This window comes from Agromyces humi (assembly GCF_009720255.1).
Taxonomy (GTDB): Bacteria; Actinomycetota; Actinomycetes; order Actinomycetales; family Microbacteriaceae; genus Agromyces; species Agromyces humi.
The window spans coordinates 29,144-40,587 of the sequence record NZ_WJSP02000007.1; the positions used below are offsets into that span (position 1 = coordinate 29,144).

At 70.9% G+C, this 11,444-nt stretch carries 13 protein-coding genes; 5 read left to right on the forward strand and 8 right to left on the reverse strand.

Going from position 1 to position 11,444, the window contains the following annotated elements; all coding sequences use genetic code 11:
- Positions 1-13 precede the first annotated feature (13 nt).
- Positions 14-727, reverse strand: a complete 714-nt coding sequence (locus GH736_RS01805; protein WP_159599681.1) for a VOC family protein — start codon at positions 725-727, stop codon at positions 14-16.
- A gap of 143 nt (positions 728-870) precedes the next feature.
- Complete coding sequence (locus tag GH736_RS01810; protein WP_203230624.1) at positions 871-1,458, reverse strand: GNAT family N-acetyltransferase; 588 nt, start codon at positions 1,456-1,458, stop codon at positions 871-873.
- 224 nt (positions 1,459-1,682) lie between these two features.
- Here GH736_RS01810 and GH736_RS01815 point away from each other — a divergent pair, with 224 nt between their 5' ends.
- Positions 1,683-2,279 (forward strand): DnaJ family domain-containing protein, encoded by a 597-nt coding sequence (locus GH736_RS01815; RefSeq protein WP_159599683.1) that lies wholly within the window; start codon positions 1,683-1,685, stop codon positions 2,277-2,279.
- 83 nt (positions 2,280-2,362) lie between these two features.
- Here the strand turns inward: GH736_RS01815 and GH736_RS01820 are convergent, their stop codons facing one another.
- A complete protein-coding gene (locus GH736_RS01820) occupies positions 2,363-2,776 on the reverse strand; it encodes a nitroreductase/quinone reductase family protein (protein ID WP_159599685.1) in 414 nt (137 codons plus the stop codon).
- 173 nt (positions 2,777-2,949) lie between these two features.
- The gene (locus GH736_RS01825) at positions 2,950-3,198 is read right to left on the reverse strand and encodes a hypothetical protein (protein WP_159599687.1); all 249 of its coding nucleotides are present in this window, start codon (positions 3,196-3,198) and stop codon (positions 2,950-2,952) included.
- A gap of 103 nt (positions 3,199-3,301) precedes the next feature.
- On the opposite strand from GH736_RS01825, the gene GH736_RS01830 reads away from it, so the two are divergent.
- A complete protein-coding gene (locus GH736_RS01830) occupies positions 3,302-3,934 on the forward strand; it encodes a TetR/AcrR family transcriptional regulator C-terminal domain-containing protein (protein ID WP_159599689.1) in 633 nt (210 codons plus the stop codon).
- A 70-nt stretch (positions 3,935-4,004) separates the two neighbouring features.
- Here the strand turns inward: GH736_RS01830 and GH736_RS01835 are convergent, their stop codons facing one another.
- Positions 4,005-5,225 carry an amidohydrolase gene (locus tag GH736_RS01835; RefSeq protein WP_159599691.1) on the reverse strand — a complete coding sequence of 407 codons (1,221 nt, stop codon included), beginning with the start codon at positions 5,223-5,225 and terminating at the stop codon, positions 4,005-4,007.
- A gap of 192 nt (positions 5,226-5,417) precedes the next feature.
- Here GH736_RS01835 and GH736_RS01840 point away from each other — a divergent pair, with 192 nt between their 5' ends.
- Both GH736_RS01840 and GH736_RS01845 read left to right on the forward strand, forming a co-directional pair.
- A complete protein-coding gene (locus GH736_RS01840) occupies positions 5,418-6,395 on the forward strand; it encodes an epimerase (protein ID WP_159599693.1) in 978 nt (325 codons plus the stop codon).
- A 164-nt stretch (positions 6,396-6,559) separates the two neighbouring features.
- Positions 6,560-7,522 carry a patatin-like phospholipase family protein gene (locus GH736_RS01845; protein ID WP_235933796.1) on the forward strand — a complete coding sequence of 321 codons (963 nt, stop codon included), beginning with the start codon at positions 6,560-6,562 and terminating at the stop codon, positions 7,520-7,522.
- Positions 7,523-7,546: 24 nt separating this feature from the next.
- Here GH736_RS01845 and GH736_RS01850 read toward each other — a convergent pair whose 3' ends face one another.
- Together GH736_RS01850 and GH736_RS01855 are read right to left on the reverse strand one after the other, a co-directional pair.
- The gene (locus GH736_RS01850) at positions 7,547-8,416 is read right to left on the reverse strand and encodes an AraC family transcriptional regulator (protein WP_162529536.1); all 870 of its coding nucleotides are present in this window, start codon (positions 8,414-8,416) and stop codon (positions 7,547-7,549) included.
- Positions 8,417-8,493: 77 nt separating this feature from the next.
- Positions 8,494-9,945: an FAD-dependent monooxygenase gene (locus tag GH736_RS01855; RefSeq protein ID WP_159599697.1), complete on the reverse strand. Its 1,452-nt coding sequence runs from the start codon at positions 9,943-9,945 to the stop codon at positions 8,494-8,496.
- 116 nt (positions 9,946-10,061) lie between these two features.
- Here GH736_RS01855 and GH736_RS01860 point away from each other — a divergent pair, with 116 nt between their 5' ends.
- The gene (locus GH736_RS01860; protein WP_159599699.1) at positions 10,062-10,595 is read left to right on the forward strand and encodes a nucleoside/nucleotide kinase family protein; all 534 of its coding nucleotides are present in this window, start codon (positions 10,062-10,064) and stop codon (positions 10,593-10,595) included.
- Between the two features lie 30 nt (positions 10,596-10,625).
- On the opposite strand, the gene GH736_RS01865 is transcribed toward GH736_RS01860, so the two are convergent.
- Positions 10,626-11,444: ABC transporter permease (locus tag GH736_RS01865; protein ID WP_407922318.1), on the reverse strand; the 819-nt coding region annotated here is incomplete at its 5' end.

The following is an 11,444-nucleotide window of genomic DNA, read 5'->3' on the forward strand; positions in this document are numbered from 1 at the left end:
AGACGTACGACTGCTACGAACCGCTCACGCCCGCAGCGGACACGTCGACGCAGATGACTCCCTCGTTGCCGTCCTGATCGGCGATCACCGTGAGGGATGGCGCATCGCTGTCATCGATGACGGTCCCGCCGGCGGCGAGAGCGGCGGCCACGCGTTGCTCGGCAACCTCGGGCGCCACGTAGACCTCGACGTGGAACCGCTGACGCCGGGCCTCATGGTCATCGGCTTCGCCGAACCACAGGTTCGGCACTCGTCCCGTGGCGTCGCGGATCTCGTCGCTCGGGGTCCCGCGCCCCTGGGACTCGGCGCTGCCGGTCAGGAGGGCGGCCCACACCGGCGCGATGGTCGCGGAGTGGGCCGTGTCGAGACCGAACTCGATGTCGCTCACCGAGGCCGGCTCGGCGACGACCTCGTGGTCTGCGGCGATCTCGGTGATCCGTCGCGCGAGGTCGATGTCCTGCTGGGTCACCCATTCGACGACATGTTCAGCGCCCTCGTCGTCGCGGTAGATGGCGTCATCGCTGACGAGCTTGAGGTCGACGTAGCCATTGCCCATCGACACCCGCGGGTGATGGCCGAGGGCGTCGCCCGCCTCGCCCACCGCGACGACGAACCGTGCGCCGGTGCCGAAGTCGTCGACCACGTACCGGGCATGAAGCCCTTGGGCCAGCTTGCGCCAGTCGGTAAGATTTTCCGCGGCGATCTGTTCGCCCTTCAGCATGTCCATGGACGCGGAGTCTAACCATGGTTCAGCGCAGCGGCACCCGCGCGGGCATCGGAGTCCACGCCACCGCGGCGGTCATCGGTGCGTTCGTGACGGGCTGACTCGAGCCCGACTCGACGCCGTCGCGAGTCCCACGGGAACCGGCGTCAGCCGAGCGCCGGTGCGACCGTCGTGCGCATCACGGTCTTGCTCTTGCCGATGTGGCGCTCGAACGTGAATCCGGCCTTCTCGAACATGGCCCTCGTGCCGTTGTGAAGGAACGAGGACGACGTCTTCTTGCCGGGGACCAGCTCGTTGGGGAAGGACACGACCTCGCCCCCGCCGGCCTGCGCGATCAGCTCGAGCGCTCCATCCAGCGCCTCCCGTGCCACGCCCGACCGGCGGTGGTCTCGGTCGACGAAGAAGCACGTGATGCGCCACGGTGCCGGCTTGGTCTCGCCCGCGTCGTACTGCTTGCGGTGGTAGATGTTCGGCAGTTCGAGCGGACTGCCGTATTCGCACCACGCGATCGCATCGTCGCCGTCGAAGACGAGCGCGGCGTGCGCGACGCCCTCCGCGACCAATCGCTGCTTGAACGTGGGCCGGTCGTACTCGTCCTTCACGGTGTGTTCCGTGTCGTCGTGGAAATACGAGCAGTAGCACCCGCCCCAGACCCCGTTGTGCTTCTGCGCGAGCGCGAGCCAGGCCGGGAAGGTCTCGAGGGTGAGTGGCTTGATCACGTGCGACGTCGTCACGTCGACCTCGCCGCTCGGGTCGATCCGAGTGGTCGACCTCGGCGGATCACCCTGCACTCGCGTTCCATGCCGTCATCCTGCCAGCATCACCGGGGGATGTCACCGCTCTCATCGCGCCCCCGAAGGGCGCCCGGTCATCCGGGCACCACGACCCGATCGCCGGGGCGCAATTCGGCGTCGTATCGTGGAAGACGGGAAATCCGACGCCGCGAGGGAGGTCGAGGATGAGCGAGGATCCCCAGCGCGCCGCGTCGCAGTACCGGCTCGATCGACTCGCCCGGGAAGAGGCGATCGCCCGCGGCGAAGAGCCCGATGTCGCCGACGCGGCATCCGAGTCACCTCGATCGTTCACGCAGGCCGAGCGGTCGGCGTATGTGGAGAACGCGATCCAGCAGGCCATCAGGCGCGGCGAGTTCGACAACCTCCCCGGCGCCGGAAAGCCGCTCGAGGGCTTGACCGGGCAGCACGACCCTGACTGGTGGATTCGTCGCAAGATCGAGCGCGAGCAACTGACCGGATTGGGTCCGCCCGCGCTCACCCTGCGAGTCGAGAGCGCCCAGCTCGAGGCCACCCTCGACCGAATGCACCGCGAATCCGAGGTGCGCGAGGCAGTCGAGGACTTCAACCGGAGGGTGATCGAGGCGCGCCGCCAGCTGCTCGGCGGCCCGCCCGTCGTGACCCCGACTCGGGATCCCGGCGACGAGATCCGTGCATGGCGCGAGCGTCGCGATGCCCGACACCGCGAGAAGACCGCGGAGCGAGAACAACTCGAGCGGCAGCAGAAGACGGCACGACCTCGGTGGTGGCGCCGTCGCGGCTGAGGGCGACGGAGACCGGCGCGGGTGGGCTAGCGGCTCGCTTCCGCGCCGTCGTCGTCCCGGCCCCAGCAGACGGACGCCGAAGCTCAGCCCGCGCGAGGGGTGAGCTGCAGGACGGGGATCCGGCGATCGGTCTTCGTGAGGTACTCGCCGAATTGCGGCTCCTCGGCTGCGATGGCGCTGTAGGCGTCCCGCCACTCGTCGCCCGTGATCTCGGTCGCCGTCACCGGCACGGTCACCACCTCGCCGTCCACGAGCGCTTCGATCTCGAACGACGGGTTCGCCCGCAGGTTGTGGTACCAGGCAGGGTTCTCCGGCGTGCCACCCTTCGACGCCACCACCCGCCAGCCGTGCTCGTTCCGGAAGCCGACCACTGGGTTCAGACGCGTCTCGCCGGACTTCGCCCCGATGGAGTGCAGGACGATCAGCTTGGGACCCCAGTAGTTCTCGGTGCCCTTGCTGCTGCGAAATTCTTCGATGACGTCGTCATTCCATCCCATGTGAGCGTCAACGCGGGCGCAGGCTGGAATCTTCCGAGTCCTGCCGACCAGTCGCTGCCGCAGAACGGGCCGCTCACTCGGTGATCGTGCCGGTGAAGACCTCTCGACCCGAGTCGGGACAGGCCGATCGCCGCGATCGCGACGACCACCCTGGTCATGACCGGATGCCGCCGCTACACCTCTTGGCCGAAGAACGCCGCGATGCGCCGCTGCCAGGCCACGAGGACGCGAGGGGATCGTGCCGACGTGCGGTCTCGCGCCTGGCCGGACCGGCCGCGACCGGCGACTGCGCCCTGCGCCGCACGGCCGTGACGGGCCTTGCCCTGGTGCCCCGCCGGGCGGTCCTCGTGTTCGGCAACCCCAGCGAGGCGATGGGTCGCCTGGTGCAGCGTCTCGACGAGCGAGTGGTGGTCAGTCATCATCGGTCACTTCCTCTTCGTCGCGGTCTCTCACCGATCGATGGCACTCTATCACCGATAGAGGCATTGCTCAATCATTGATAGAGTGACGCAGGAGGTGGGGCCGGTGGCATTGGACAAGCGGCAGATCGTCACCGAGGCGCTCGCCCTGCTCGACGCCGACGGCCTCGACGGGGTGACGCTGCGCAAGCTCGCGGCGCGCCTCGGCGTGCAGCAGCCCACCCTGTACTGGCACCTGCCCAACAAGGCGGCCCTGATCACGGCGATCGCCGACGCCATCCTCGAACACGAGTTCCCCGAGATGACGCCGCCGAAGCCCGAAGAACGCTGGGAGCACTGGCTGACGGGCCTGGCGGAGCGGTTGCGCCGCGCGCTCCTCGCCCATCCCGACGGCGCTCGGATCATCTCCACGTCGCAGGCGTCCCTGAGGATGGCCGCCATCTCGGAACTCGCGATCAGCACCCTGGTCGCCCGTGACGTTCCCCTGCGACAGGCGCGCCTGATCGTCCTGACCGTGGAGCACTTCACCGTCGGCCACGTCCTGGAGGAACAGTCGGGCCCGGCCACCGCGGGCTCCACCCAGGATTTCGACCTGGAGGCCTTCGCGAACGCCTACCCGACGGTCATCGCCGGCATCGCCGAGTACTTCCAGGACGACCGCACGCCCGATGACCTGTTCCGCGACTGCTTGGGCGTGATCATCCGAGGCGCAGCCGTGACGGCCGGCCTGACCTCCTGACCGACGCCGGCACCGACGCCGGCACGAGCGTCGAGCGGATGCCGCGTGCGCCCCGCACCGACGCACGCGTTCAGGCCCGTCCGAGCCACTCCCGGGCTGCCGCGACCAGGGCGACCACGCCCGCCTCCAGTGTCGGATCGATGAGCGGCGCGAAGTGCGGCGAGTGGTTCGACGGGATGTCGTCGGGCATGCGGCCAGTGGCGAGCGCGTCGCCGAAGAGCGAGGGATCGGATCCTCCGAGGAACCAGTAGACGAGCGGCACGCCGGCTGCCGACGCCAGGATGCCCACGTCTTCACTGCCCGAGACGACACCGGGATCGAAGACGCGATCGTCGCCGAGCGCGGCCCGCAGGGCGGCGGCCGTGCGCTCGGTCGCGGCCGGCTCGTTGACGGTGAGGGGGAACCGCTCGTCGAAGACGATCTCGGGCTCGCGCGGTGCACCGGATGCCGCGGCCTCCGCCTTCACGATGCGCTCGATCGAGGCCAGCACCTTCGTGCGCACGTGCTCGTCGAAGCTGCGGACGCTGAGCCCGAGCGTCGCCTGGGCCGGGATGATGTTGTGCTTCGTGCCGGCGTGGATCTGCCCCACCGTCACCACCGCGGCATCCGTCGCAGCGAGCTCCCTGGCGACGATGCCCTGCAGCCGCATCGTCGTCGCGGCGGCGAGGTAGACGGGGTCGACCGTCGTCTCGGGCCTGGACCCGTGACCACCGGTGCCGTGCAGGTGCACCGTCAGCGAGTCGGCCGCGGCCATCGCGACGCCCGCGTGCACGGCCGCGAACCCGGCGGGAAAGGGTCCGACATGCTGGCCGAGCACCACATCGGGCGTCGGCACGCGACCGTACAGGGCGTCGTCGACCATCGCCTGCGCGCCGCCGCCCCACTCCTCGGCGGGCTGGAACAGGACGACCAGCGTCCCGGTCCACGAGGCGCGGTCGGCGATGAGCCGTTCGCTCGCGCCGAGCAGGCACGTGACATGCACGTCGTGGCCGCACGCGTGCATGACCGGCACGTCGTGGCCGTCGGGGTCGGTGCCGCGCGCGATGCTCGCGTACGGCAGGCCGGTCGCCTCGAGCACGGGGAGGCCGTCCATGTCGGCGCGGAGGAGCACGGTCGGTCCGTCGCCGTTCTCGAGCACGCCGACGACGCCGGTGCGGCCGATGCCTGCGGTCACGTCGAACCCGAACCGGGCGAGCGTCTCGGCGACGACTCCCGCGGTGCGGTGCTCCTGGAACGACAGCTCGGGATTGGCGTGCAGGTCGCGATAGACCGCGGCGAGATCGAGGCTCATGTCGGTCAGCCTACGTCGGGCCATTCGCCCGACTGCGGCGACCCCCGGTGCGCGCCGGGTGCCGTGCCGAGCACGCCGACGAGGTACGCATGGCGCTGACGGATGAGCCGGCGCAGGTAGGGCACGAGCCGATCCTGTCACGCTCGATAGGCTCGCGATGCGGCCGCCGAGCCGAACCGAGACGGGGAGAGCATGATGCAGGACAGCCCGGTCGCCGTGGTGGCGGGCGCGAGCGGCTTCGTCGGCACCGCACTGGTGCGCGCACTTGCCGACGACGGGTACTCGGTGCGACGTATCGGCCGAACCGGCGACGTCACCTGGGGCGATCCGGTCGGCATCGCCCGCGCGATCGATGGGTCGGCCGTGCTCGTGAACATGGCCGGCAAGTCGGTGAACTGCCGCTACACCGACTCGAATCGCAACGAGATCCTCCGGTCGCGGATCGACACGACCCGTGCGCTCCGGGAGGCGGTGCAGGCGGCCGCCGAACCTCCGCACGTGTGGTTCAACGCCTCGACGGCGACCATCTACCGCCATGCCATGGATCGCCCGAACGATGAGCTCGACGGCGAGCTCGGCGAGGGATTCTCCGTCGACGTCGCCCGCAACTGGGAGCGGGAGTTCTTCGCCGGAGACCTGCCCCGAACCCGCCGCGTCGCCCTCCGAATGGCGATCGTGCTCGGCGACGGGCCGGCGACGAACACGCTGCTCACCCTCGCGCGCCTCGGCCTCGGCGGCCCGCAGATCGACGGCTGGTGGTTCGCCCACCGTCGCTACCGCGGCATCGGTCCGACGCCGACCGGCGACGGCACGGCGAGATGGCATCGCACGCGCGGTCGCCAGAAGTTCAGCTGGGTGCACCTCGACGACGTCATCGGCGCGGTGCGGTTCCTTCGCGACCGCGACGACATCTCGGGCCCGGTGAACATCGCCGGCCCCAACCCCAGCGACAATCGCACCCTGATGCGCCACCTGCGCGAGCGCGTGGGAGTGCCCGTGGGGCTCCCCGCATGGCGATGGATGCTCGAGCCCGCGATGTGGGTCCTGCGAACCGAGCCCGAACTGGTGCTCAAGAGCCGGTGGGTGGTCCCGCACACCCTCACCGCCGCCGGGTTCACCTTCCAGCACCCCGACCTGCGCGACGCGATCGAGCACGTCGCAGTCCGCTAGCCGGCCGCTGACCGTGCTAGCGTTCTGGCAATCGTGACCGACCAGCCGGAGGTGAGACCCATGAACGCAGTATCCGTATCGGGTGCTCCCCCGCAGTCCACGATGCCGCGACCCAGGTAGTCGCACCGGGAGCGCCGACAGGCACATCGCGAAAGGCGACTCCCATGGACACCACACCTCCTTCCGACACCACACCCCGTTCGACGTCACCCGACGAGGCGACCGCCGCGACCACTCGGGCGCTGGTGCTCGCCGGTGCCGGAGCCGCCGGCAATGCCTGGCAGCTCGGCCTCATCGCCGGCCTGTACGAGGCCGGGCTCGATCTCACCGAGGCCGATCTCATCATCGGCACGTCGGCGGGTTCGACGGTGGCCGCCCAGATCACCAGCGGCATGCGGCCGGCCGAGCTGTACGCCGCCATCCTCGCCGAGCCGCCGCTGCCGCCACGGCCGCCCCGACCAGAGGCCGACACCTCCGCATCGGACGCGGGACGCCCGGCGCAGCTCTCCGGACCGGGCTACATGAGCTGGTCCGACGAGATCATCGCTGCCGCGACGGATGCCGCGGACATGCGTCGCCGGATGGGCGCCGCCGCGCTCGAACGGGACACCTCCGGCGGGGCATCCGGTGCTCGATGGCGCGACATCGTCGCGGCTCGGCTCCCAAGCCACCAGTGGCCGGAACAACGGGTGCTGATCCCGGCACTGGATGCGCAGATGGGGGAACCGGTGGTGTTCGACCGTCACTCGGGGGTCGACCTGGTGGACGCCGTCGCCGCCAGCACCTCGGCGATGACGCCCTACCCGATCGGCGAGCGCCGGTACCTGAACGGCGGCTATCGACGCAGCTCGAACGCGGACCTCGCGACCGGCTCGGCACGGGTCGTCGTGCTGGAGCCCTTCGGCGGCAGGTCGCGGACCCCGTTGGAGTGGGGCATGGATCTCGCGACGCAGGTCGGCGAGCTGCGGGCCGCGGGCAGCCGGGTCGAGACGGTCTTCCCGGATGCCGGGTCAGGCGACGTGTTCAACGCGAATGCGCTGGACCCGTCGACGCGCCTTCCCGCGGCACGTGGCGGCTACGCGCAGGGCCGGGCGCTCGCCGAGCGACTCAGCGTGTTCTGGCGCTGAGCCCCCCGGCGCCCGGCCGGGCCGCTACTCCGCGCGTTCCACCGGCAGCCACAGCTCGCAGGTCGCCGTGCTGAAGTCGGCGGCGCGGTCGCGGATGGCCACCATCGACGGTCCGGGTCGCAGCCGCCACGGGTTCGAGGGGAACCAGTCGGTGGCGGTCGCTGCCCATGTGGACTGCAGGGCCGCGGGGTAGGGGCCCGAGGTGTGGAACACGGCCCAGGTACCGGCAGGCACGTCGATCGCATCGAGGTCGTCGGGCACGGGCGTCGTCTCGGTGACCGCGACCCCGTGCAGGTAGGTCAGCTCGCTGCCCTCGGCGTAGTCGGGCTCCACGTCGGCGCTCACCTGGAGCAGCCCGGCGGGCTCGGTGTCGCCGAGCTCCTTGAGGCGAGCGTGCTCGGTGGCGGGGAGCGATGCGATGTGCGCCTGGATGTGCGGATTGGCGCCGTGGTGGATGAGCGGCACTCGGGCCGAGTGGCCGACGAGCCGGAACGCCGGTCGTTCGGCGATGCTGGTGTCCATCGTGGTGTTCCCTTCTACGGTCAGGCGGAACCTGAGCTGCGGTTGCGTTCGAAGGGGACCGCCGTTGCGGCGCACGTCACCAGGACTGACGCCGTGCACCGATCGGAATGCTCGGTTGAAGGCCTCGGTGGAGCCGTAGCCGTACCGCACTGCGATCCCGAGCAGGTCGCCGTCGCCGAGCACGTCGGCGACGGCGACCGCCATGCGGCGTCGACGGATGTACTCCGACACCGGCATGCCGGCGAGCGACGAGAACATCCGCCGGAGGTGGTACTCGGTCGTGCCGTGACGTGACGCCAGCCCGGCGATGTCGATCTCCTCGGTGAGGTGGTCCTCGATGAACTCGACGAGCCGGTTGAGCGCTGCGATCACGGTGTCCCCTTTCACCATCAACCCTGCTGGTCGGAGCAGGCCCGCACCCGACTCTCGCGGTCCGATGCGGTCGGGCCTCACTCCCGCCCGAACCAACGCGTGAGCGCAGCGATGAGCGGCTCGCCCGCACCCGGATCCACCCAGGCCACGTGACCGTCGGGCCGCACGAGCACGGCGGACGGCGGCGCCACCTCCCCCAGCACGGGCAGTTCCCACGGCCCCGAGTACCGCGCGTCCGCGACGCGGACCCGGTCGGTCCACGATCCGATGTCGAGCCGCCCCGCCTCGGCGAAGTTCAGCAGCACGGGCTCGGCTCCATGCAGCAGTTCGAAGACCCGGATCGGGCCTGCCGCGGTCTCGAGGTCGAGGTCGGGCATCCGTCGTCCCAGCAGCGGATGCCCCTCGCCGAGGTCGTACACGACGTCGAGGCCGTGGATGAGCCCGGCCACCTCGTTGCGGGCGGGAATCGTCGCCATGACGTCGCCGAGGATGCCGTTCAGGGCGGCGGTGCGCGGATCGTTGCGCTGCAGCACCGTCTGGGCCATCGACAGGCTGAGGGCCCGTGCGCCCGCCGGGTGCCGCTCCGCGTGATAGGTGTCGAGCAGCGAATCGGGCGAGGTGCCCTGCACGACCCGGGCGAGCTTCCAGCCGAGGTTCACCGCGTCCTGGATGCCCAGCCCGATGCCCTGTCCCCCGGCGGGATAGTGGATGTGCGCAGCGTCGCCGACGAGCAGCACCCGGCCGTCGCGATACGTCGCGGCCTGGCGCGTGGCATCCGTGAACCGGGAGATCCAGGTCGGGTCGTGGACGCCGAAGTCCGTGCCGTAGACCGCGACGAGCGCAGCGCTGAGGTCAGCGAGCGTCGCTTCGCCGATCCCGCCGAGCCGCCGCTCGGTCGTGACCACCCGGTACCTGCGCCCGTCCTCCATCAGGCTGAGCGCGTGGATTCCCAGTTCGTCCTGGACGAAGCCGGCCGGCGGCTCCTGGGTCACCTCGACCTCCGCGATGAGGTTGCTCCGCGTCGCATCCCAACCCGGGAACTCGATGCCGGCCGCCTTGCGGATGACGCTCCGACCGCCGTCGGCGCCGACGACGTAGGCCGCCCGCCGGGTGTCGCCGTCGGCGAACGAGACCTCGGCGCCGTGTTCGTCCTGCGTGAGGCCCGTCACCTCGCGGCCGCGCTCGACGCGAACGCCGAGCTCCTCGATCCAGTCGGCGAGGATCGGCTCGATCTGGTTCTGGAACAGCGCGAGGCCATACGGATGCCGCGTGGGGAAGTCGCTGATGTCGAGCACGGAGGTGCCGAACCGCGCGGTCTGGGCCGTGCGTCCCGCCGCGAGGAACCGGTCGGCGATGCCGCGCTGGTCGAGGATCTCGATCGTGCGCGAGTGGAACCCGCCCGCCCGCGATCCGGCGAGCTCTGCGGTCGTGCGCCGCTCCACGACGGACGCCACGACCCCGGCCAACGCCAGCTCCCCCGCGAGCATCATGCCGGCCGGACCGCTGCCGACCACGATCACCTCAGCCATGGCAGCCATCCCCTCCTCGCCCGGTTGAACAGCGTATTGCGGTCGCCCGATTCGGTGGGTGGCGATGGCGGAATTCCGCGGGTGGCCGGGCCCGCGAGCGGGCGTAGCCTTGGTCCATGGCTGCTGAGCTGAGCGACGAGCGGCGCGCGCTGCTCGACTGGATCGCCCTCGAGTTCCTGCACAACTCGTGGGCCGGGCGACGGCTCCTGGCCGTCGAGGGCGCGACCGACGGGCCCGCGGCCCGCTTCGCGGACGACCTCGCCGAACTGTTGCGCGAACGCGGGCAGACGGTGGTGCGGCGGTCGCTCGGCGACGTCGACGAGGAGACGCTGCGGCGCGAGACCGTCGAGCCGTTCCGTGCGGGCACGCTGCCCGGCGCCGAGGGGGAGGCGGGCGCCGAGACCGTGCTCGTCGTCGACGGACGCCGGCTGCTCAACGACGCCGTGCGCGGCATCTGGCACTTCACCGCGTGGACCCTCGTCGGCGACGAGCTGCCCAAGACCGGCGTGAACGTGAACGTCGACGTGACCGACGAAGCCGCGCCGAAGCGGTACTTCTACGACTACTGCGCGATCCCGCCGAGCTTCGGCGAGCGGCGGGCCTCGACGCCGACGCCTCAGGCGAGCCCGGCCACGCCCGACGGGCGGTAGCGGTGCGGATGCCGCAGCACGCGGCATCCGTCACGACAGGATGTCCTTGGTGAGGAACCGGCCCGCGGCGAGCGCGCCGAACACGACCACGTAGCCCGCCTGCAGCACGGCGTTGTCGACGAACGAGTCCCACACGGGCGGGTCGCGCAGCAGGTCGCCGAAGCCGAGCCAGTACTCGGTGAAGAGCCACGGATGCACCCACTCGAGCTGCGGCAGCGCGCCCATGATCTGCGCCACCACCGCGAGGATCGCCGTCGCGGCCATGGCGCCGACCGGCACCGTGGTGAGCGTGGAGAGGAACACGCCGATGGCCGACATCCCGAGCAGCGACACCGTGACGTACGCCGCGATCGCGAGGAAGCGCAGCAGGCCCTCGCCGACGCTCACGCTCGTGCCCGACAGCAGCGTCACCGGGCCGATCGGGAAGAGCACCCAGCCCACGATCGTGCCGACGACGACCACGGTGAGCGCCGCGGCGGCGCAGAAGACCGCCGCCACGAGGTACTTCACGACGAGCAGGCGGATGCGTCCGGCCGGCGCGATGAGCAGGTAGCGGAGGGTGCCGTGGCTGGCCTCGCCCGCGATCGCGTCGCCCGCCACGACTCCGATCGTGAGCGGCAGGAACAGCGGGGTCGCCACGATGACCGCGACCATGCCCACGAAGAGCCCGTTCTCGGTGACCTGTCCGAGGAACGCCGGACCGCGCCCGGCCGGCGCGTCGCCCGCGATCCGGATCGCGACGCCGATGAGCACCGGGATGAGCGCCAGCGCGCCGAGCAGCGCCCACGTGCGGCGACGGCGGAACAGCGTGAGCAGCTCGGAGCCGAAGAGGCCGATCGAGCCGCCGGG

Excerpts from the sequence above, each read along its gene's own strand:
- GH736_RS01820 (WP_159599685.1), bottom strand. The coding sequence starts at position 2,776 with ATGGGATGGAATGACGACGTCATCGAAGAATTTCGCAGCAGCAAGGGC.
- GH736_RS01805 (WP_159599681.1), bottom strand. The coding sequence starts at position 727 with ATGGACATGCTGAAGGGCGAACAGATCGCCGCGGAAAATCTTACCGAC.
- GH736_RS01855 (WP_159599697.1), bottom strand. The coding sequence starts at position 9,945 with ATGGCTGAGGTGATCGTGGTCGGCAGCGGTCCGGCCGGCATGATGCTC.
- GH736_RS01840 (WP_159599693.1), top strand. The coding sequence starts at position 5,418 with ATGATGCAGGACAGCCCGGTCGCCGTGGTGGCGGGCGCGAGCGGCTTC.
- GH736_RS01815 (WP_159599683.1), top strand. The coding sequence starts at position 1,683 with ATGAGCGAGGATCCCCAGCGCGCCGCGTCGCAGTACCGGCTCGATCGA.
- GH736_RS01860 (WP_159599699.1), top strand. The coding sequence starts at position 10,062 with ATGGCTGCTGAGCTGAGCGACGAGCGGCGCGCGCTGCTCGACTGGATC.
- GH736_RS01825 (WP_159599687.1), bottom strand. The coding sequence starts at position 3,198 with ATGATGACTGACCACCACTCGCTCGTCGAGACGCTGCACCAGGCGACC.
- GH736_RS01835 (WP_159599691.1), bottom strand. The coding sequence starts at position 5,225 with ATGAGCCTCGATCTCGCCGCGGTCTATCGCGACCTGCACGCCAATCCC.
- GH736_RS01845 (WP_235933796.1), top strand. The coding sequence starts at position 6,560 with ATGGACACCACACCTCCTTCCGACACCACACCCCGTTCGACGTCACCC.